Origin of the sequence: Streptomyces sp. NPDC035033, assembly GCF_040636735.1 — a bacterium.
GTDB lineage: Bacteria > Actinomycetota > Actinomycetes > Streptomycetales > Streptomycetaceae > Streptomyces.
On the sequence record NZ_JBEZUZ010000122.1, the window covers coordinates 1 to 18,472 of the forward strand.

Sequence of the window (18,472 nt, forward strand, 5' to 3'; positions counted from 1 at the left end):
TTTAATCACACCGCCACCACCGATATCTACACCCCTCATAACACACTCTTACCCACCCCGACGCTCTTCCGATCGCGCGGGCGGCGGGCCGTGGTGGTCGCGGGGCCGGGCCCGGGCGTGCCCGGCCCGGCCGGACCGCGGCCCCTCGTGCCGCGTCCCTCCCTGCGGGGACCCGCTCTGCTGCGGCCCGTCCTTCCGCGGCCGGTCGTCTCGGGGCGGGTCCTGCCGGGGCGGGGTCGGTGCGACCGTCGGGCTGCCCGGGGCCGGCGAATCGGTCGTGGGGCCCGCCGGCGCGGGCGGGGCGGCCCGCCGGCGCCCGTCCTCCTCCTCCGTGCCGGGCTGCCGCGGCGGGGTGGGGGCGACCGTCGGGCTGTGCCGCGGCGGGCGCGCCGCGTCGTCCCCGGCCGTCGCGGGCGCGGGACGGCCGGGGTCGGACCGGCCCCCTCCGGTACGCGGCCCGGGGCGGCCCTGCGCCCGCTCGGGGCCCTCGCCCGTCGGGTCCGCGGGGTGTCGTCGCCCCGGCACCCTCGTCGTGCGCTCGGACGTCTCGTGGTGTCGCATCTCTCCTGCCTCCGCGTCAGGACCGGCGGGTGCCGGTCGGCTCGCCGTCGGCGAGCAGGTCGTCGAAGAGGGTGCGGTAGTGCATCATCGCGCCCCTCAACTGTTCGGTGGTGGCGGCGTTGTGGGTGCTCATCGCGTGGACCTCCAGGGCCGCCCGGTACTGTTCGAGGGCGCGGCCGTGCCGCACCGACAGGTCGCGCAGCCGCTGCTCATGGCCCTCGTCGGGGTAGCCCCGGTCGCGCATCAGGGCCGCCACCAGTTCGTCGGCCTCGTGGACGGCGGCCTCGGGCCGGTCCACGAACTCCTCCTGGACGCGCGCCCACCGCCGGGCGTACTGCTCCCGCGCCCCGTCGGGCACCGGCCTGATCTCCAGCTCGGCGAGGCGGCGTTCGCGGGCGTCCAGTTCCCGCTCCGCGGCCCGTCTGCCGCCGGTCGCCGCGACGGCCCGTTCGTACTCGGGCCCGAAGCGGTCGCGCAGGCGCGAACGCCGCCGGCGGTCCACCGCCGCACCGGCGGCAAACCCGGCCACGACGACGACCGCGACGACGACCAGGACGATTCCGATCGTCATCGACTCTCCCCCTTTCGCGTTCTCTCGGAGTCGCGCTCTTCCGTCCCGGCCCTCCGGGGCCCGGAACTCATGGGGGTCCGCGTGCCCCTCCCTCAAGAACGCAAACCGGGCATCCGGGATGAGACGGGCCGGGAGGGCCCGGCGTACGGAGGCGAGCCGTCGACGACCCGCTCGCGGGCCGCGCGTACCGCACCGGGCCGGTGCGGCCGAGCCGGCCGACCCCGGCGGCGGGCGTACGAAAGGTCCCCGAGGGGCGCCGCGGCGCCCGGCCCGTCACCTCCTCGCGCGTCAGGGCGGCGCCTCGACGGCGCCGCCCTGCTCCTCACCGCGGGGGCCCACCGGGCCCCGGCGGGCCCCCGGGGCCCGCGTGTCCGTCAGCCGTCGTGCTCCCGCGTCTGCTCCTCGCGTCCCACCCCGGGGCGCTGGTTCTTGGCGGCGTGACCGCCGGCGCCCTCGCGGTCGGTGGCCCCGGAGCGCTCACCGGCCTCGCGCCGGCCGCCGGAGGGTCCCCCGGAGACCACGGCCGCGTCGGCCTCCCGCCGGGCCTCCTCGTCGCCGCTCTCCCCCACCGCCTGGGCGGGCGTGGTGCGCGGCCGGGTGCCGCGGTCCTCGTCCGTCCCGTGCTGCTTCTTCTCGCCCATGGCGTCTCCTCCGCTCTCTCGCGGGACGCGCGCGTCCCTCCTCGTCGCTCCGCCCTCTTCCTCGTGCGGGGGGTCTCCCGCCCGCCGGCGGAACCGTCCGGACCGACGGGGTCAGTCGGCCGGTGACCAGCAGGCGATCACCCTTCCCCCGCCCGGGGACAGGCGCTCCCAGCCGCCGGGCACCTCGATCACCACCACTCCCGAGGTCGGGAAGCCCGCCCTCACCCGCTCCAGCAGTTTCCGGGGGCCGCTCCCGCACAGGCCGACGGCCAGTTCGTGGATCCCCGGGTTGTGGCCGACGAGGGCCACGGCGCGAAGGCCCGGGGCCCGCTCCGCCAGGACGGAGAGCAGCCGGTCCGGCGGCGCGTTGTAGAGGCGCTCGTCGTGGACGACGGGCGGCGGGTCGTCCAGCGCGAGGGCCGCGAGCAGCCAGGTCTCGCGGGTCCTGCGGGACGGGGAACAGAGCACGAAGTCGGGTCCGGCGCCGGAGTCCGCGAGCCAGCGGCCGGTCCGGGGCGCGTCCTTCCTCCCCCGCTTGCTCAGCTCGCGGTCGAAGTCGTCGATCCGCCGGTCCTTGCGCACGGCCTTCGCGTGGCGCACCAGCAGCAGCCGGGGCCCGGCCGTGCCGTCCCCGCCCGGTGACGCCCGAGGGGGTCCGGACTTCAGGGGCATGGCGTCTCCTTCCGCGCGCGTTCGGCTCCAGGCCGTTCGGAAGGTGCGCCTACCCCGTCTCCGGGGTCGCACGCACCGGCGCGGCGGCCCCGCGCCCCGCCGGTGGCTCCCGGCGGGGTGCGGCCCCGGCCCCCCTGCGGCGGGGCCGCGGAACGGCGTGCGGGTCGCGGGGGCCCGCTCCCTCGCATCCGTCCCGAGCGGCCGCCGTCAGCCGGCGGTCCAGCCGCCGTCGAGCGGCAGGGAGGCCCCCGTCAGGTAGCCGGAGTGGGGGCCGCACAGCCACAGCACGGCCGCGGCGACCTCGTCGGCCTCCAGGAGCCGCTTGACGGGCGAGCGGGCCAGCAGCACCTCCGACAGGACGTCGTCCTCGCTGATGCCGTGGGCGGCGGCCTGGTCGCGGACCTGGCCCTCGACCAGCGGGGTGCGCACATAGCCGGGGTTCACGCAGTTGCTGGTGACGCCGTGCGGGGCGCCTTCGAGCGCGGCGACCTTGCTCAGGCCCTCCAGGGCGTGCTTGGCGGCGACGTAGGCGGACTTGTAGGCGCTGGCCCGCAGGCCGTGGACGCTGGAGACGTTGACGATCCGGCCCCAGCCGCGGGCGTACATGTGCGGCAGCGTCCTGCGCATGAGCAGGAACGGGGCGGTGACCATCACCTTCTGGATCAGCTCGAACCGGTCCGGCGGGAACTCCGTGAGCGGGGCGACGTGCTGGAGGCCGGCGTTGTTGACGAGGACGTCGACCTCGGCGGGCAGGAGGTCGACGGCGTCGGCGTCGGCGAGGTCGGCCACCTGGGCCCGGCCGCCGGCGAGCTCGGCGACGGCCTTCGCCGATTCGGCGTCCCGGTCGACCACGTGGACGAAGGCGCCCGCCCCCGCCAGGGCGAGCGCGCAGGCCCGGCCGATGCCGCTGCCGCCGCCCGTCACCAGCGCGGTGCGCCCGCTCAGGTCGGTCGCGGCGGCGGGCGACGGCAGCCGGTCGGTGGTGGGAGAAGTGTGCGTCATGGGCGGAAACAGTAGGGAGGCCGCGCGACCTGTCCCATGGACGGATCCACCACAAAGACCGCCGGGTCCATGGGTCCGGACGCCATGCTCCTCCGGCGCGCGGGGGCGGTCAGGGCCGGGTGGCGGCGGGCTCCTCCGTGTCCAGGGCGCACGTGTGGGCCAGGGTCACGGGGTCCTGGCCGCCGGGCAGGGCGACGGTGCCCGAGGCGGGCGGCCGGTGCCCCCGGGCGAGCCAGTCCTCCAGGGCCGTGAAGGCGGTGCGGTGGCACGGCGTGAGCGGCCGGAGCCGGCCGGGGAACGCGTCGACGAGGGAGTCGGCGTGGGTGCCGCCCTCGACGCGGTAGTAGCGGTGCAGCGCTCCGCGGCCCGCCTCGCGCACCATCCGCGCGTAGACGTCGGAGTCCCGGCCGATGGGCAGCAGGACGTCGAGGGTGCCGTGCAGGGTCAGCAGCGGCTTGCCGATGCGTCCGGTCAGCGCGATCCCCTCCACGGCCCGCCGGACCTCGTCGGGCCGGGTCGCGTAGTCGTAGTCGGCGTCGCAGCCGGGCGTGCCCGTGGCGCAGTACGGTGTGCCCGCCTCGGTCGCCCCGTCGTAGCCGGGGTCCAGCTCCTCGCGGTAGACGCGCTGGGTGAGGTCCCAGTAGACCTTGTGGTGGTACGGCCACAGGAACTCCGATCCGGCCGGGAAGCCGGCGGCGTGCATCTCCCGCCGCGCTGCCTCGGCGCCCTCGCCGCCCGCCGCGTACACGGGGTAGGCGCGCAGCGCCTTCGGCAGGAAGTCGAGCAGGGTGGGGCCGTCGGCCCGCCAGAGGGTGCCCTCCCAGTCGACTCCGCCGTCGTACAGCTCGGGGTGGTTCTCCAGCTGCCAGCGCACCAGGTAGCCGCCGTTGGACATGCCGGTGACCAGGGTGCGGGCCGGCGGGCGGTGGTAGCGCTGGGCGACGGTGGCGCGGGCGGCGCGGGTGAGCTGGGTGACCCGCTCGTTCCACTCGGCGACGGCGTCGCCCGGCGCCTTCCCGTCGCGGTGGAAGGCGAGCCCCGTGTTGCCCTTGTCCGTGGCGGCGTACGCGTAGCCCCGGGCCAGCACCCAGTCGGCGATGGCCCGGTCGTTGGCGTACTGCTCCCGGTTGCCGGGGGTGCCGGCGACGACCAGGCCGCCGTTCCACCGGTCGGGCAGGCGGAGGACGAACTGGGCGTCGTGGTTCCAGCCGTGGTTGGTGTTGGTGGTGGAGGTGTCGGGGAAGTAGCCGTCGATCTGGATGCCGGGGACGCCGCTGGGGACGGCCAGGTCCTTGGGCGTCAGCCCCGCCCAGTCGGCCGGGTCGGTGTGGCCGGAGGCGACCGTGCCGGCCGTGGTGAGTTCGTCGAGGCAGGCGGACCGCTGGTGCGCGGCGCCCGGTACGCGGAGGTGGGCCTGGCGGGCGCAGTGTCCGCCGGGGGCGGACGGCGTCGCCGTCGCCGGGGCGGTGGTGAGGGTGAGGACGGCCAGGGCGAGTGCCGCCGGCACGCCCCGCCGGAGGCGGGGGGAGGGACGGAAGGCGGGAGGGCGCATCGGTGTGCCTCCGGGGTTCGGGGACGGGACCCGCGGGAGGCTATGGCGCCGGAGCGCCGCCGGACATGGCTGCGCGGCCCACCGTCCGCGGCCCTCCGGTGGGTCCGGCCACCACCCCTGCCGGGTGGCCGGACCGCGCCGCGCTCCGCCACCGGTCCCGCGGCCCGCCGGCGCGGGGCCGCCCTCCGCGGTGCCGTCCCCGCCCCGGTTTCGCCCCGCTCCGCACGGCGGCCGGGGAGGCGGCGGTGACCACCACGCCGGAGCCGGGTGGTGTGGTGGTGACCGCCATGGCCGGGCCCGCCGCCCGCTGCCTAGGCTCCAGGCTCGTCGCTGCTACCGGCACCGGCTCTGACCTGCGCGGTCGTCCGGCTGCCCGAGGGAAAGGGATCCGTATGGGTCTGGACAAGACGGTCGCGAGCGCGGCGGAGGCGGTGTCCGACGTCCCCGACGGGGCCTCGCTCGCCGTGGGCGGCTTCGGGCTCTGCGGGATCCCGGGGACGCTGATCGACGCGCTGTGGCGGCGCGGGGTGGGCGGTCTGAGGATCGTCTCGAACAACTGCGGCGTGGACGACTGGGGCCTCGGGCTCCTGCTCGCCGCGGGGCGGATCGCCCGGATGACGAGCTCGTACGTGGGCGAGAACAAGGAGTTCGCCCGCCAGTACCTCAGCGGGGAGCTGGAGGTCGAACTCGTCCCGCAGGGCACGCTGGCCGAGCGGCTGCGGGCCGGCGGCGCGGGCATCCCCGCCTTCTACACCCCGGCGGGCGTCGGCACGCAGGTCGGCGAGGGCGGGCTGCCCTGGCGGTACGCCGCTGGGGGAGGCTCGGTCGCCGTGGCCTCCCCGCCGAAGGAGGTCCGGGAGTTCGGCGGGCGGCCGTACCTGCTGGAGGAGGGCATCACCACCGACTACGCCCTGGTCCGCGCGGCCGTCGGCGACCGGCACGGCAACCTCGTCTTCCACTCCTCGGCCCGCAACTTCAACCCGCTGGCCGCGATGGCCGGCCGGATCACCGTCGCCGAGGTCGACCACCTCGTCGAACCGGGCGAGCTCGACCCCGACGAGATCCACCTGCCCGGCGTCTTCGTCCGGCGCGTGGTCCGGGTCGCGCCCGGCGACCCCGCCGCCGAGCGGCGCGTCGAACGCCGTACCGTACGACAGGAAGGCGACGCCTGAGATGGCCCTCACCCGCGAGCAGATGGCGGCCCGCGCCGCCCTGGAGCTGACCGACGGAAGCTACGTCAACCTCGGCATCGGCCTGCCCACGCTCATCCCCAGCCACCTCCCGCCCGGCGTCGAGGTCGTGCTCCAGTCCGAGAACGGCGTCCTCGGCGTGGGCCCGTACCCCACCGAGGACGAGCTCGACGCCGATCTCGTCAACGCCGGCAAGGAGACCGTCACCGTCCTCCCCGGCGCCTCGTTCTTCGACTCCGCCCTGTCCTTCGGCATGATCCGCGGCGGCCACATCGACACCGCCGTCCTCGGCGCCATGCAGGTCTCCGAGCGGGGCGACCTGGCCAACTGGATGATCCCGGGCAAGATGGTCAAGGGCATGGGCGGGGCGATGGACCTCGTCCACGGCGCGGGGCGGGTCGTCGTCCTCATGGAGCACACCGCCAAGGACGGCACCCCGAAGCTGGTCGGCACGTGCGACCTGCCGCTGACCGGCCGCGGCGTCGTCCAGCGCGTCATCACCGACCTCGCCGTCGTCGATGTCGCCCCGGACGGCTTCGTCCTGGTGGAACTCGCCCCCGGCGTCACCGTCGAGGAGGTCGTCGCGGCCACCGCGGCCCCGCTGCGCGTCCCGGAGGGGATCGCGGCGGCCGTCTGAGGCCCCCGAGGTCTTCCGCCGGTCCGGTGCCCCGTCCCGGACGGCCCCGGACCGGCGGACCCGCCGCGCCCCCGCCCCGCCCGTCCCGTTCCCCGCCCGCCCCCGCCCGTCTCCGGGCGGGGGCTCACGCGCCGGACGCGGGCCGTACCGCGATCCCGTTCCGTTCGAACAGCGCCGCCGTCACCCCGTCGCCCGCCGTCAGCCGCCCGGTGAACGAGCCGTCGTGGACCGTGCCGCGGCCGCACGAGGGGCTGCGCGGCATCAGCAGGGCCTCCGTGCAGCCGCCGTGCCGCGCCGCCGCGAGCGCGCGCCGCGCTCCGTCGACGAACTCCGCCGTCACGTCACGGCCCGTGTCCTCGACCACGCGCGCCGTCCCGTCGAGCACGGCGTGCCCGTCGCCGCCGACCAGCTCCGCGGGCCGTCGCGGGGTCGCGAGCCCGCCCGCCACCTCCGGGCAGAAGGAGACCACCGGGCGGCCCGCGACCGCCCGTTCGATCTCGGGGGACGCCTTGTCCCGTCCGTCGAACCGGCACGGCACTCCGCGCAGACACGCGCTCACGAAGACTGCTTCCACGCCGTCAGGCTACAAGCCGCGCGGGGGCGGTCACCTTCCCGAAAGTCTTTCGGGAAGCCCGGCGGGACCGGCCGGGGGCGGGGCCGTGCTGTTCCTGACGACGAGGCTGGTCGCGAGTTCCAGGCGGGTGACCGCGGGTTCGCCGGCCCGCAGGCGCAGCAGCATCTGCACCGCCTCCTCGCCCATCTGACGGAGCGGCTGGTGGACGGTGGTGAGGGCGGGGCTCGACCAGCGCGCGATCATCACGTCGTCGTACCCGACCACGGACAGGTCCTCGGGGACGCGCAGGCCGCGGACCCGGGCCGCCTCCAGGACGCCGAGCGCCTGGAGGTCGCTGCCGGCGAAGATCGCGGTGGGCCGGTCCGGCAGCGCCAGCAGCTCCAGGGCGCGCGCGTAGCCGCCGTCGACGTGGAAGTCGCCGAAGCGGACCAGTTCGGGGTCGCTCTCCAGGCCGGCCATGTTCAGGGCCGACCGGTAGCCGTCCAGCCGGGCCAGCGAGCACAGGACGTCCTCGGGGCCGGTGATGATGCCGATGCGCCGGTGACCGAGGTCGACGAGGTGGCGGGTGGCGGCGACGCCGCCGGCCCAGTTCGCCGAGCCGACGGAGGGCACGTCCGGTTCCGGGTCGCCCGCCGGGTCGATGATCACGAAGGGGATCGAGCGGGCGGCGAGCTGCCGCTTGACGGCGTCGGGCAGCGACGAGAACACCAGGACCACGCCGATCGGCCTGCGCTGCAGGGCGCCCTCGATCCAGTCGTCGGCGGGGGCGTGCCGGGTGCCGCTCTCCGTGAGCACCACGCTCGCCTGGTGGGCCTTGGCGAGGTTCTCCACCCCCCGGATCAGCTCCATGGACCAGACGCTGTCGAGTTCGTGGAAGACGAGCTCGATCAGCGGCGCCTCGCGGGCCGCGCGGGTGGTCCTCCGGTACGAGTGCGCCTCCAGGAGCGCCTCCACCTTGCCCCGGGTGCCCGGCGAGACGTCCTGGCGGCCGTTGAGGACTTTCGAAACTGTCGAAAGCGACACCCCGGCCTTCTGCGCCACCTCCGCCAGCGTGATCCGCCGGTTCTCCTCGTCATCTCGCATCCGAGCAGCATAAAGCAGCCCCTTCCCCACCCCTGAAGTCACGCTTCGGTAACGGCGGACCGGAGGGTTGACCGCCGCACCGCCCCGAGCCTAGCGTCCCGACTCGTCAAGTTTCGGTTACTGGACCGAAACACTTTCGAAAGGGGAGGCGATGAAGCGACACGCTCGACTGCTGAGAACCGTCGTCGCCGGTGGGGCGTCGCTGGCCATGACCCTGTCCCTCGCCGCCTGCGGCGGCTCCGGGGACGCGTCCGACGGCTCGGGCACGATCCGCGTCCTGGTCTACGGCGACGCGACGAACAAGGTGGAGAAGCAGCTCGTCGACACCTTCAACAAGACCTCGAAGGTCAAGGCGGTCCTCGACACCATTCCGGGCGCCGACTACCAGTCCAAGCTGCAGACCATCATCAGCGGCAAACAGGCCCCCGACGTGTTCTTCAACTGGGGCGGCGGCAGCATCAAGCCGTACGTCGACGCCGGGCTCCTCATGCCGCTCGACGACTTCATCTCGAAGAACCCCAAGCTCAAGTCCGACTTCCTGCCGTCGGTCTTCAACACCGCGGTCGTCGACGGCAAGCCCTACGGCATCCCCATGCGCGGCACCCAGCCCGTCCTGCTCTTCAGCAACAAGAAGGTGCTCGAGGAAGCGGGCGTCACCGCCCCGCGCACCTGGGACGAGCTGCTGAGCGCGGTCCGGACGCTGAAGGCCAAGGGCGTCACCCCGATCGCCCTGGGCGGCGGCGACAAGTGGCCCACCCAGATGTGGTTCCAGTACGTCTACGACCGGGTCGCCGGCCCCGAGCTCTTCGAGCGGGCCGTCAAGGGCGACAAGGACGCCTGGGCGAGCGAGGACAGCAAGAAGGCGCTCGGCATGCTCAAGGAGCTGGTCGACACCGGGGCCTTCGGCACCAACTACGACTCGGTGAAGTTCACCGACGGCGGCTCGCCCGCCCTCCTCGCCACCGGCAAGGCCGCCTTCGAGCTCATGGGTTCCTGGGAGTACTCCACCCTCCAGGACGCCTACCCCGACTTCGTGAAGAGCGACCTCGGCTACGGCGCCTTCCCGAGCGTCGAGGGCGGCAAGGGCGACCCCGCCAACGTCGCCGGCAACACCAACAACTTCTACTCCGTCCTCAAGAGCACCGAGCACCCCGAGGCCGTCGCCGAGTTCCTGAAGCTCATGTACTCCGACGAGTTCGTCCAGGCCCAGCTCTCCGTCGGCAACCTGCCGACCACCACCAACACCCCGCTCTTCCTCGACAAGGCCGCCAACCCGGAGTACTCGAAGTACCAGTACGACCTGGTGAAGAAGGCTCCCGCCTTCCAGCTCTCCTGGGACCAGGCGTTCCCGCCCGCCGCCACCACCACGCTCCACCAGGCGGTCCAGCAGTTCTTCAACGGACAGTCGGACGCCGACGCCTTCATAGCCGCCATGCAGAGCCTGCCCGCGGCCTGACCCCCGGAACGCCTGACATGACCACTGCCACAGCCTCCGCCGTGGACAGCGAGAAGACGATCCGGAACCGGAGGCGGCCGAGCCGCCCCGGGACCGGTGTGGGCCGCCCGGGATTCGCCTGGGCGGCGCCCGCCGCCGTCTTCTTCGGCCTGTTCGCCCTCGTCCCGCTCCTCCTGGTCGTCGTGCTCTCCTTCACCCGCTGGAACGGCCTCGGCTCCCCCGAGTTCGCCGGCCTGGAGAACTGGAACAAGCTCCTCGACGACCCCGTCATGGTGAAGAGCCTCTGGCTGAGTCTCGTCCTCACCGTCCTCGGCGTCGCCGTCCAGACCCCCCTCAGCATCCTGCTCGGCGTCTGGGCCGCCGGCCACCAGCGCAACCGCGCCGTCCTCTCGGCGATCTACTTCGTCCCCCTGCTGCTCTCCATCACCGCCGTGTCCGTCCTGTGGCGGGCCGTCCTCGACCCCAACTTCGGCATCCCCTCCCGGGCGACGTGGCTGTTCGGCGACGGCAACCTCTTCGGCGTGCAGGCCGGCGCCCTCGGCGTCCTCGTCTTCGTCAGCACCTGGCAGTTCACGCCGCTGCACACGCTGCTCTACCAGGGCGCCGCGCGGGCCATCCCCCAGGTGCTCTACCAGGCGGCGCAGATCGACGGCGCCGGCCGGGTGCGGCAGTTCTTCCACATCACCCTGCCCCAGCTCCGCAACACCGTCGTGACCTCGACGATCCTCATGGTCGTCGGCGGCCTGACCACCTTCGACACCGTCCTGATCCTCACCCAGGGCGGCCCCGGCACCGACACCACGAACAGCGCCTACTACATGTACCAGAAGGCCTTCAAGAGCTTCGACTTCGGCACGGCCTCCGCGATCGCCCTGCTGCTCGTCCTGGTCGCCGGCCTCGTCTCCCTGGTCATGGTCCGCCTCAGCGGATACGACAGGATGCGCAGCACCATGGAGGGCGTGTGATGCGGAAGCGCCCCAACTACCTCGCCGGATTCGGCTCGCTGGTCTGGCTGTTCGTCGTCGGCCTGCCGCTGTACGTCATGCTCGTCGCCACCTTCCAGACCCGGGCGGACTACGCCGCGAACGGCCCCCTCGGCTTCCCGGAGAACTTCACGCTCGACAACTACGTCGACGACCTGAACGACGGCTTCGCCCAGTACTTCCTCAACACGGTCGTCGTCACCGTCTGCGTGGTCGGCATCGTCCTGCTGCTCGTACCGCCCCTGGCGTACGCGATCGTCCGCAGCGACGGCAAAGCCACGGGGAGGGTCTTCCGGCTCTTCCTGATCGGCCTGGCCATCCCCTCCCAGGCCGTGATCGTCCCGATGTTCTACCTCATCGACGAGGCCGGCCTCTACGACCACCTCATCGGCGTCATCCTGCCGACCGCCGCCTTCGCCATGCCCGTCTGCGCCCTGATCCTCACCGGCGTCATGCGCGACATCACGCCCGAGCTGTACGAGGCGATGACCGTCGACGGCGCCTCCTCCTGGCGGATCTTCCACCGGCTGGTGCTGCCGCTGTCCAAGGGCGGGCTCTCGACGATCGTCGTCTTCTCCTCGCTCCAGGCGTGGAACGGCTTCCTGTTCCCCCTCGTGCTCACCCAGTCCTCGGAGAACAAGGTCATCACCATGGGCCTGTACGACTTCCAGACCGAGCACGGCGTCGACATCCCGGGCCTGCTCGCGGCCGTCGTCCTCTCCATGCTCCCCGTCCTGCTCGTCTATCTGTTCGCCCGTCGTGCCCTGGTCCAGGGGCTGATGGGAGTCGGAGGAAAGTGACCGACCACGTGGCCCCTCAGTCCCCTCCCCCGCTTCCCCGCTGGCGCGATCCCGCGCTGGACCCCGAGAGCCGCGCCGACGCGCTGCTCCGCGAGATGACGCTCCAGGAGAAGGTCGCCCAGCTCTTCGGCGTCTGGGTCGGCGCCTCCGACGAGGGCGCCGAAGTCGCCCCGCACCAGCACGACATGGAGGAGGCCGTCGATCTCGACGCGCTGCTCCCCGCCGGCCTCGGCCAGCTGACCCGCCCCTTCGGCACCGTCCCCGTCGACCCCGCCCTCGGCGCGCTCTCGCTGATGCGGACGCAGGCGAGGATCGCCGCCGCGAACCGGTTCGGGATCCCGGCCGTGGCGCACGAGGAGTGCCTGGCGGGCTTCGCCGCCTGGGGCGCCACGGCGTACCCGGTCCCCCTGTCCTGGGGCGCGACCTTCGATCCGGAGCTGATCCGGGAGATGGCGGCCGCCATCGGGCGCGACATGCGCGCGGTCGGCGTCCACCAGGGCCTGGCGCCGGTCCTCGACGTCGTGCGCGACGCCCGGTGGGGCCGCGTCGAGGAGACCATCGGCGAGGATCCGTACCTGGTCGGCACCATCGCCACCGCCTACGTCCAGGGCCTGGAGTCGGCGGGGATCGTCGCCACCCTCAAGCACTTCGCCGGCTACTCCGCGTCCCGGGCGGGCCGCAACCTGGCACCGGTCGGGATGGGCCGGCGGGAGCTCGCGGACGTGATCCTGCCGCCGTTCGAGATGGCGGTCCGGGAGAGCGGCGTCCGGTCGGTGATGCACGCCTACACCGACACCGACGGCATCCCGTCCGCCGCCGACGGCGACCTCCTGACCGGACTGCTCCGCGACGCCTGGGGGTTCACCGGCACCGTCGTCGCCGACTACTTCGGCATCGCGTTCCTCAAGACCCTGCACGGGATCGCCGGGACCTTCGGCGAGGCCGCCGGGGCGGCGCTCGCCGCCGGTGTCGACGTCGAACTGCCCACCGTCAAGACCTTCGGCGCCCCCCTGCTCGACGCGGTCGCCCGGGGCGAGGTGCCCGAGGAGCTCGTGGACCGCGCGGTGCGGCGGGTGCTCGCGCAGAAGGCCGGGCTGGGCCTGCTCGATCCGGGGTGGAGCCCCGTGCCCGCCGCGCTGGAGGGCGCCGACCTCACGGCCGGCCCGGAGGCGCTCCGCGGCACGGTCGTCCTGGATCCGGAGCGGAACCGGGCGCTGGCCGCCCGCGTCGCCGAGCGGGCCGTCGTCCTCCTGCGCAACGACGGCGTCCTGCCGCTCGCCCCGGACGCGCCCCGCCGGATCGCGCTGATCGGCCCGACCGCCGAGGCCCCCACGGCCGTCCTCGGCTGCTACTCCTTCCCGGTCCACGTCGGCGGACAGCACCCGGACGTCCCCCTCGGCATCGACCTGCCCACCCTCCACGAGGCGCTCCGGGCGGAGTTCCCCGCCGCCGGGATCACCGTGGCGGCCGGCACCGGGATCGACGACGCGGCGACCGGGGGCTTCGCCGAGGCCGTGGCGCTCGCCCGCGGCGCCGACCTGGTGATCGCGGCGCTCGGCGACCGCGCCGGGCTCTTCGGCCGCGGCACCAGCGGCGAGGGCTGCGACGCGGGGTCCCTCGCCCTTCCCGGCGCCCAGCAGCAGCTCCTCGACGCCCTCCTCGACACCGGTACGCCGGTCGTCGCCGTGCTGCTCTCCGGCCGTCCGTACGCCCTGGGCCGCGCGGCCGACGAGGCCGCGGCCGTCGTGCAGTCCTTCTTCCCCGGCGAGGCCGGAACCGGTGCCATCGCCTCGGTCCTCAGCGGACGGACCGAGCCGAGCGGCCGCCTGCCCGTCAGCGTGCCCCGGCACCCCGGCGCCCAGCCGTCCACCTACCTGGCCGCCCGGCTCGGCCACACCAGCGAGGTCTCCAGCCTCGACCCCGCGCCCGCCTTCGGCTTCGGGCACGGCCTGACGTACACGTCCTTCGCGTGGGACGGCCTCGCCGTGGAGGCGGCCGAGGCGCCGACGGACGGCGTGTTCCGCCTCTCCCTCACCGTCCGCAACACCGGGGCCCGCCCCGGCACCGAACTCGTCCAGCTGTACCTGCACGATCCGGTGGCCTCGGTGGTCCAGCCCGTGCAGCGCCTCGTCGGTTACGCCCGCCTCGACCTGGCGGCCGGGGAGGAGAAGCGCCTGCGCGTGTCCGTCCCCGCGGACCTGGCGTCGTTCACCGGTCGCGACGGGCGGCGGACCGTGGAGCCCGGGGAGCTGGAGCTCCGGCTCGGTTCCTCCAGCACCGCGCCCCGGCTGACCGCCCGGGTGACCCTCACCGGCCCGGCGCGCGCCGTCGACCACCGCCGGCGCCTGCACGCCGAGTTCACGGTCGAGCCGCCCGCCCCGGCCTGACGCCTCATCCGTTCCGCCGGCCGGCGGCGGGCGGCGGGAGGTCCGGCCGGCAGACCTCGCAGGCTCCGAGCCGCGCCCTGACGTCGGCGCGCGGGACGGACTCGACGTCGTGCGGGTCGTACCCCTTCCAACGGGCGTACCGCTGACCGTCCTTGAGCCCCGCGCAGTTCGGCGTCCGGTGGTAGACGCTGCCGCCCTTGGTGACGTACACCCGGCGGGGCAGCGGGGAGGCGGCGGTCCGGCAGTGGTCGCACTGGACTGTCGGAAGGAACATGACGTCGCAGTATCCGTCGGCCATGACGTCCATGGTCGCGGCTCCCGCCTGCCGTGACAACACCGTTCCCGGCCGCCCGCCGCCGGCGGATCGACGCGGTCGACGCGTTCGACGCGGCCCGGGCTACCGGGCCGGGTGGAGGTCGGCCTTGCCGAAGAGGAGGGCGTAGCCGGAGGGGAGTTGGCCGATGATGCGGTCGGTGAGGTCGGGCCCCGCCAGCCGGGAGAGGGGGGCGAGGACCGCGCCGACGTCCCAGCGGGTGGTGGCCGGGCTGCCGCCGGTGCGCCGGGCGAGGTCCTTGACGAACTCCCAGCCGGTGAGGGGGGTGGTGGCGGGGATCTGGGCGGTGAGGACCAGGGCCGCTTCGAAGGGGAGGCGGGCGGCGAGCTCGACGCGTTCGTCGCCGACGAGTTGCCGTCCCAGGGCCGCGAGGACGTCGCGGACCGTCCGCTCGGCGCGCTCGCGGGTCGGGTAGGCGCCCTCGTAACGGACGCGTTCGAGGAGGGCGGTGTAGGCGTCCCCGTCGCGGGAGGCCGCGGATCCGGCGGCCGTGGACGCGACGGCCGCGGGCGCGGCGGTGGGCACGGTGGTCGTGGTCTCGGTCTGGAGGGTCATGGCGGTACGGATCGCCGTTCTCTTCGGGCCCGGCCGTCGCGGCCGGGCGGAGCGAACAGGTGTCGACATGACGTGCCGGACTCACCGGGGCGGACGGGGCCGGCCGAAGAGGAGGTCGTATCCGGGCGGGAGCTGCAGGAGCGTCCGGGCGGTGAGTTCCTCGCCGGCCGCGTCGGCGACGACGCTGAGCACGGCGCTGACGTCCCATGCCGCCGTCCGTTCGGTGGCTCCTTCGATCCAGGCGGCCGTCGCGCGCACGAAGCGTTCCGGAGAGAGCGGTTCGGTGGCCTGGAGCGGGTTGAGCAGGACGACGGCGAAGGTCTCGGGGAGGCGGGCGGCGAGCTCGGCCCGCACGTCACCGACCAGATGGGCGCCGAGGAGCGCGAGCACGACGCGGGAGGCGCGTTCGGCCTCGTGCGGCGTGTCGTAGTCACCGCGCTCCTGCACCCGGTCGAGAAACGTCTGCCATCGCAGTCTCATCGGGGCCCCTTCCTTCGCGAGGGGAGTTCCGTCACGGGGGGGGTGGCGGGGAGCGGAGGGCGTGGGAGGGGGAGGATCTCGCCCTCCGCCCCGGTCGCCACCGGGTCAGCCGGTGATCTGCCTGCGGTCGTCGCCCACGCCGATCGTGATCTTGCGGGGCTTGGCCCGTTCGGCGATCGGGATGCGCAGGGTGAGGACGCCCGCCGCGTAGTCCGCCGTGATCTTCTCGGTGTCGAGGCTGTCGGCCAGCATCAGCTGGCGGGAGAAGACGCCGAGGGGCCGCTCGGACAGTTCCATCTGGACGTCGTCGCTCTTCACGACCGGTCGGCGCTCGGCCTTCACCGTCAGCATGTTCCGCTCGACGTCGATGTCGATCGCGTCCGGCGTGACGCCGGGCAGGTCCATCATGATCACGTACGCGTCGTCCTCGCGGTACGCGTCCATCGGGACGGCGCTGGGCCGTGACCACGTGCCGGTCGCCGTGCCCAGCATCTGCTGCGTCAGACGATCGAGTTCACGGAACGGGTCGGTGCGCATCAACATCGTGAAACACCTCCAACGGGTCAAGGGCAGTGGTGCCAATGCGCTTCACCTGACACCGTTGTAACATGTCAACGGATGGACGACAACCGGACCGTCAACGGAACGACGACACGAGGAAGGGAGACCCCATGACCGAGGGCGACACGTCCGGCGGCGACGACCCCGTCTCCTTCCACGCCGCCCTGGCGGCGCTCGCCGAGATCGACGGGACCCTCCGCGCGGCCCGGGCCGCGAGCGCCCCGGACGCGGCTCCGAGCGCCTCCCCCGAGGAGGCGCTCGCCGCACTCCTGCTCCTGCGCGAACTGCGCGAGCAGCTCGCCGGCTGGGAGCCCGGGCTCATCGAGGCGGCCCGGGACGCGGGCGCCAGCTGGGCCGAGCTCGCCCACCCCCTCGGCGTCACCAGCAGACAGGCGGCGGAGCGCCGCTACCTGCGGGTGCGCCCCGGCCGCCCCGGCGCCACCGGCGAACAGCGCGTCCAGGCCACCCGCGACCGCCGGGCCGCCGACCGGACCGTCACGAGCTGGGCCCGGGACAACGCCGCCGACCTGCGCCAGCTCGCCGGGCAGATCACCGCCCTCGACACCCTCACCGCCGCCCTGCGCGACGACCTCCGCGAGGCCCTCGCGGACATCGACCCGGCCCGCCTCCTGGAGCCCCTCGTCCGCACCCGCACCGTCCGTCCGCCCCTCCCGCCCGACCTGGCCGAGCGCGTGGACACCGTCGCCCGTCACACCACGGCCCTCCGCGACGAGAGCGACCAGCGCCGCTCCGGCACGTCGCGCTCCTGACCCGCCCGGACCCCCGGCGGCTCCCGCACGCCGGCCCCGCGCCGGCCCTCCCGGTCAGCCGTCGCGCCAGGCGTCCTCCCTCAGGTGGGACCCCGCCATCGGGCCCATGCGCAGCATGCCGCCGTCCACGGCCCACGACGCCCCGGTGACGTACGAGGCGTCCGGACCGGCCAGGAAGGCGATCACCGCCGCCACCTCGCGGGCGTCGCCCGGCCGCCCGAGCGGGACGCCGGGCCGGCGCTCCGCGGTGACGTCGGCGTCCTCCTGGCCGGTCATCGGCGTGGCGATCTCGCCGGGGGCGACCGCGTTGACGGTGATGCCGTGGGCGGCCAGCTCCAGCGCCATCACCTGGGTGAGCAGACCGAGGCCGCCCTTGGCCGCGCAGTACGGGGCCGCGCCGACCCGCGGCTGGTGTTCGTGCACGGACGTCACGTTCACGATGCGGCCGCCGCGGCCCTGCCGGATCATGCGGCGCGCGGCGCGCTGCCCGCACAGGAGGGGGCCGACCAGGTCGACGTCGAGGACCTCCCGGACGGTGGCGAGGTCGAGGTCGAGGAAGGGCGTACGGGTGCCCGTGCCCGCGTTGTTGACCAGGACGTCGAGGCCGCCGAGCCGCTCCGCGAGGACGTCCACGACATCGGCGGAGTCCGGCAGCAGGGTCAGGTCGAGGTGCTCGACGCACGCCGCGCGCCCGTACCCGCGCACCTCCCGCGCCGTCTCCTCGGCTCCCCGGAGGTCGCGGTGCCACGTGAGGCCCACGTCCATGCCGGCCGCCGCGAGGCGGACGGCGGTCGCCCTCCCGATGCCGGAATCGGCGCCCGTGACGACGGCGCGGCGGGGGCGGGGGGCGCCCCGCCCCCCGCCGGTGGCGGCCCCGCCCTCCGGGTGGACGCGCGGCGCGGGGTCGGTCGGAGTGCCCATGGCGGATCCCTCGGTCTCCTCGGTCGTACGGTGCCGGGCGGCGGCGCCGTACGGCCCGCCGCCTCCACCGCGGCGGCTTCCCGCGCACCCCGGCCGCGACACACCGCCCCGCCGGATCGCGGAATCTCCGCATGAAACCGGCCCGTACCGGTGACACGCCCGCCGTGAGAGGACATGCGCGTGCGCCCGGGCCGGGGACCGTCGTCGTGGTCACGGGCGCGTCGAGCGGCATCGGCCGCGCGGTGGCGGACGCCTTCGCCGCGCGCGGCGCCCGGCTCGTCCTGACCGCCCGCAGCACCGGCGCCCTCCGCCGGGCGGCCGGCCGGTGCGCGCGCGCCCACCCCCGGGCCGAGGCCGTGGCCGTCACCGCCGACGTCACCGACTTCGCCGCGACGGAACGCGTCGCGCGGACCGCCGTCGCACGGTTCGGCCGGATCGACGTGTGGGTCAACGCCGCCGGCGTGGGCGTCCTCGGCCGCCTGGACCGGGTGCCCCCGGCCGACGTGCGCCGGCTGTGGGAGGTGAACGTGCTCGGCGCCTTCCACGGCGCCCGTGCCGCCCTGCCGGTGATGCGCCGACAGGGCGGCGGGGTCCTGATCGACGTGTCCTCGGTGCTCGGAGGGGCGGTGGTGGCTCCGTACATGGGCGCGCTCGCCGACCGGCCGACGCACCTGTTGTCCTACGGGCAGCGGAAGCGGGCGGCGATCGCGGGCGCGGTGGCGATGCGCCCCCGGGTCCTGAT

20 protein-coding genes are annotated in these 18,472 nt (G+C 74.6%); 8 read left to right on the forward strand and 12 right to left on the reverse strand.

The features are described from left to right. Positions 1–577 precede the first annotated feature (577 nt). The 5 genes from AB0E83_RS31925 to AB0E83_RS31945 form a co-directional block, all read right to left on the reverse strand. Entirely contained in the window at positions 578–1,132 is a 555-nt protein-coding gene (locus AB0E83_RS31925) for a hypothetical protein (protein WP_362119711.1), read from the reverse strand. Between the two features lie 374 nt (positions 1,133–1,506). Further along, on the reverse strand, positions 1,507–1,773 hold the full coding sequence (locus AB0E83_RS31930; protein WP_362119713.1) for a hypothetical protein: 267 nt from the start codon (positions 1,771–1,773) through the stop codon (positions 1,507–1,509). 111 nt (positions 1,774–1,884) lie between these two features. After that, the gene (locus AB0E83_RS31935; RefSeq protein ID WP_362119714.1) at positions 1,885–2,445 is read right to left on the reverse strand and encodes a histidine phosphatase family protein; all 561 of its coding nucleotides are present in this window, start codon (positions 2,443–2,445) and stop codon (positions 1,885–1,887) included. A gap of 207 nt (positions 2,446–2,652) precedes the next feature. Beyond that, positions 2,653–3,447 (reverse strand): 3-hydroxybutyrate dehydrogenase, encoded by a 795-nt coding sequence (locus AB0E83_RS31940; protein WP_362119716.1) that lies wholly within the window; start codon positions 3,445–3,447, stop codon positions 2,653–2,655. Between the two features lie 109 nt (positions 3,448–3,556). Further along, positions 3,557–4,999, reverse strand: a complete 1,443-nt coding sequence (locus AB0E83_RS31945) for a tannase/feruloyl esterase family alpha/beta hydrolase (RefSeq protein ID WP_362119718.1) — start codon at positions 4,997–4,999, stop codon at positions 3,557–3,559. A gap of 392 nt (positions 5,000–5,391) precedes the next feature. Here AB0E83_RS31945 and AB0E83_RS31950 point away from each other — a divergent pair, with 392 nt between their 5' ends. Both AB0E83_RS31950 and AB0E83_RS31955 read left to right on the forward strand, forming a co-directional pair. Beyond that, entirely contained in the window at positions 5,392–6,171 is a 780-nt protein-coding gene (locus AB0E83_RS31950) for a CoA transferase subunit A (protein ID WP_362119720.1), read from the forward strand. Between the two features lies 1 nt (position 6,172). After that, positions 6,173–6,826, forward strand: a complete 654-nt coding sequence (locus AB0E83_RS31955) for a CoA transferase subunit B (protein WP_362119722.1) — start codon at positions 6,173–6,175, stop codon at positions 6,824–6,826. A gap of 124 nt (positions 6,827–6,950) precedes the next feature. On the opposite strand, the gene AB0E83_RS31960 is transcribed toward AB0E83_RS31955, so the two are convergent. Beyond that, complete coding sequence (locus AB0E83_RS31960) at positions 6,951–7,400, reverse strand: DUF523 domain-containing protein (protein ID WP_362119724.1); 450 nt, start codon at positions 7,398–7,400, stop codon at positions 6,951–6,953. 30 nt (positions 7,401–7,430) lie between these two features. Continuing rightward, positions 7,431–8,483 (reverse strand): LacI family DNA-binding transcriptional regulator, encoded by a 1,053-nt coding sequence (locus AB0E83_RS31965; protein WP_362119726.1) that lies wholly within the window; start codon positions 8,481–8,483, stop codon positions 7,431–7,433. Between the two features lie 151 nt (positions 8,484–8,634). On the opposite strand from AB0E83_RS31965, the gene AB0E83_RS31970 reads away from it, so the two are divergent. From AB0E83_RS31970 to AB0E83_RS31985, 4 genes are read left to right on the forward strand one after another with little or no spacing between them, the layout of a single operon-like run. Next, positions 8,635–9,939 (forward strand): extracellular solute-binding protein, encoded by a 1,305-nt coding sequence (locus AB0E83_RS31970; RefSeq protein WP_362119728.1) that lies wholly within the window; start codon positions 8,635–8,637, stop codon positions 9,937–9,939. Positions 9,940–9,956: 17 nt separating this feature from the next. Continuing rightward, positions 9,957–10,904, forward strand: coding sequence for a sugar ABC transporter permease (locus AB0E83_RS31975; RefSeq protein ID WP_362119730.1), 948 nt, complete (start codon positions 9,957–9,959; stop codon positions 10,902–10,904). After that, positions 10,904–11,722: a carbohydrate ABC transporter permease gene (locus tag AB0E83_RS31980; protein WP_362119732.1), complete on the forward strand. Its 819-nt coding sequence runs from the start codon at positions 10,904–10,906 to the stop codon at positions 11,720–11,722. Before AB0E83_RS31975 ends, AB0E83_RS31980 begins: the two co-directional genes overlap by 1 nt. Then, positions 11,719–14,109, forward strand: a complete 2,391-nt coding sequence (locus tag AB0E83_RS31985; RefSeq protein WP_362119734.1) for a glycoside hydrolase family 3 N-terminal domain-containing protein — start codon at positions 11,719–11,721, stop codon at positions 14,107–14,109. The genes AB0E83_RS31980 and AB0E83_RS31985 overlap by 4 nt, the downstream gene beginning before the upstream one ends. 4 nt (positions 14,110–14,113) lie before the next feature. On the opposite strand, the gene AB0E83_RS31990 is transcribed toward AB0E83_RS31985, so the two are convergent. From AB0E83_RS31990 to AB0E83_RS32005, 4 genes are all read right to left on the reverse strand, one after another. Continuing rightward, positions 14,114–14,383: a hypothetical protein gene (locus tag AB0E83_RS31990; protein ID WP_362119736.1), complete on the reverse strand. Its 270-nt coding sequence runs from the start codon at positions 14,381–14,383 to the stop codon at positions 14,114–14,116. Positions 14,384–14,506: 123 nt separating this feature from the next. Next, positions 14,507–14,998: a DUF2267 domain-containing protein gene (locus AB0E83_RS31995; RefSeq protein WP_362119738.1), complete on the reverse strand. Its 492-nt coding sequence runs from the start codon at positions 14,996–14,998 to the stop codon at positions 14,507–14,509. A gap of 81 nt (positions 14,999–15,079) precedes the next feature. Beyond that, positions 15,080–15,478, reverse strand: a complete 399-nt coding sequence (locus AB0E83_RS32000; protein WP_362119740.1) for a DUF2267 domain-containing protein — start codon at positions 15,476–15,478, stop codon at positions 15,080–15,082. A 105-nt stretch (positions 15,479–15,583) separates the two neighbouring features. Next, positions 15,584–16,021 (reverse strand): Hsp20/alpha crystallin family protein, encoded by a 438-nt coding sequence (locus AB0E83_RS32005; protein WP_362119742.1) that lies wholly within the window; start codon positions 16,019–16,021, stop codon positions 15,584–15,586. Positions 16,022–16,149: 128 nt separating this feature from the next. Between AB0E83_RS32005 and AB0E83_RS32010 the strand changes: the two genes are divergently transcribed. After that, entirely contained in the window at positions 16,150–16,809 is a 660-nt protein-coding gene (locus AB0E83_RS32010) for a type III effector protein (protein WP_362119744.1), read from the forward strand. 54 nt (positions 16,810–16,863) lie between these two features. Here AB0E83_RS32010 and AB0E83_RS32015 read toward each other — a convergent pair whose 3' ends face one another. Next, positions 16,864–17,730, reverse strand: a complete 867-nt coding sequence (locus AB0E83_RS32015) for an SDR family oxidoreductase (RefSeq protein WP_362119746.1) — start codon at positions 17,728–17,730, stop codon at positions 16,864–16,866. Between the two features lie 206 nt (positions 17,731–17,936). Here AB0E83_RS32015 and AB0E83_RS32020 point away from each other — a divergent pair. Next, a partial coding sequence (locus AB0E83_RS32020; protein ID WP_362119748.1) for an SDR family NAD(P)-dependent oxidoreductase occupies positions 17,937–18,472 on the forward strand: 536 nt, incomplete at its 3' end.

Excerpts from the sequence above, each read along its gene's own strand:
- AB0E83_RS31925 (WP_362119711.1), bottom strand. The coding sequence starts at position 1,132 with ATGACGATCGGAATCGTCCTGGTCGTCGTCGCGGTCGTCGTCGTGGCC.
- AB0E83_RS31930 (WP_362119713.1), bottom strand. The coding sequence starts at position 1,773 with ATGGGCGAGAAGAAGCAGCACGGGACGGACGAGGACCGCGGCACCCGG.
- AB0E83_RS31935 (WP_362119714.1), bottom strand. The coding sequence starts at position 2,445 with ATGCCCCTGAAGTCCGGACCCCCTCGGGCGTCACCGGGCGGGGACGGC.
- AB0E83_RS31940 (WP_362119716.1), bottom strand. The coding sequence starts at position 3,447 with ATGACGCACACTTCTCCCACCACCGACCGGCTGCCGTCGCCCGCCGCC.
- AB0E83_RS31945 (WP_362119718.1), bottom strand. The coding sequence starts at position 4,999 with ATGCGCCCTCCCGCCTTCCGTCCCTCCCCCCGCCTCCGGCGGGGCGTG.
- AB0E83_RS31950 (WP_362119720.1), top strand. The coding sequence starts at position 5,392 with ATGGGTCTGGACAAGACGGTCGCGAGCGCGGCGGAGGCGGTGTCCGAC.
- AB0E83_RS31955 (WP_362119722.1), top strand. The coding sequence starts at position 6,173 with ATGGCCCTCACCCGCGAGCAGATGGCGGCCCGCGCCGCCCTGGAGCTG.
- AB0E83_RS31965 (WP_362119726.1), bottom strand. The coding sequence starts at position 8,483 with ATGCGAGATGACGAGGAGAACCGGCGGATCACGCTGGCGGAGGTGGCG.
- AB0E83_RS31970 (WP_362119728.1), top strand. The coding sequence starts at position 8,635 with ATGAAGCGACACGCTCGACTGCTGAGAACCGTCGTCGCCGGTGGGGCG.
- AB0E83_RS31975 (WP_362119730.1), top strand. The coding sequence starts at position 9,957 with ATGACCACTGCCACAGCCTCCGCCGTGGACAGCGAGAAGACGATCCGG.
- AB0E83_RS31980 (WP_362119732.1), top strand. The coding sequence starts at position 10,904 with ATGCGGAAGCGCCCCAACTACCTCGCCGGATTCGGCTCGCTGGTCTGG.
- AB0E83_RS31990 (WP_362119736.1), bottom strand. The coding sequence starts at position 14,383 with ATGTTCCTTCCGACAGTCCAGTGCGACCACTGCCGGACCGCCGCCTCC.
- AB0E83_RS31995 (WP_362119738.1), bottom strand. The coding sequence starts at position 14,998 with ATGACCCTCCAGACCGAGACCACGACCACCGTGCCCACCGCCGCGCCC.
- AB0E83_RS32000 (WP_362119740.1), bottom strand. The coding sequence starts at position 15,478 with ATGAGACTGCGATGGCAGACGTTTCTCGACCGGGTGCAGGAGCGCGGT.
- AB0E83_RS32005 (WP_362119742.1), bottom strand. The coding sequence starts at position 16,021 with ATGTTGATGCGCACCGACCCGTTCCGTGAACTCGATCGTCTGACGCAG.
- AB0E83_RS32010 (WP_362119744.1), top strand. The coding sequence starts at position 16,150 with ATGACCGAGGGCGACACGTCCGGCGGCGACGACCCCGTCTCCTTCCAC.
- AB0E83_RS32015 (WP_362119746.1), bottom strand. The coding sequence starts at position 17,730 with ATGGGCACTCCGACCGACCCCGCGCCGCGCGTCCACCCGGAGGGCGGG.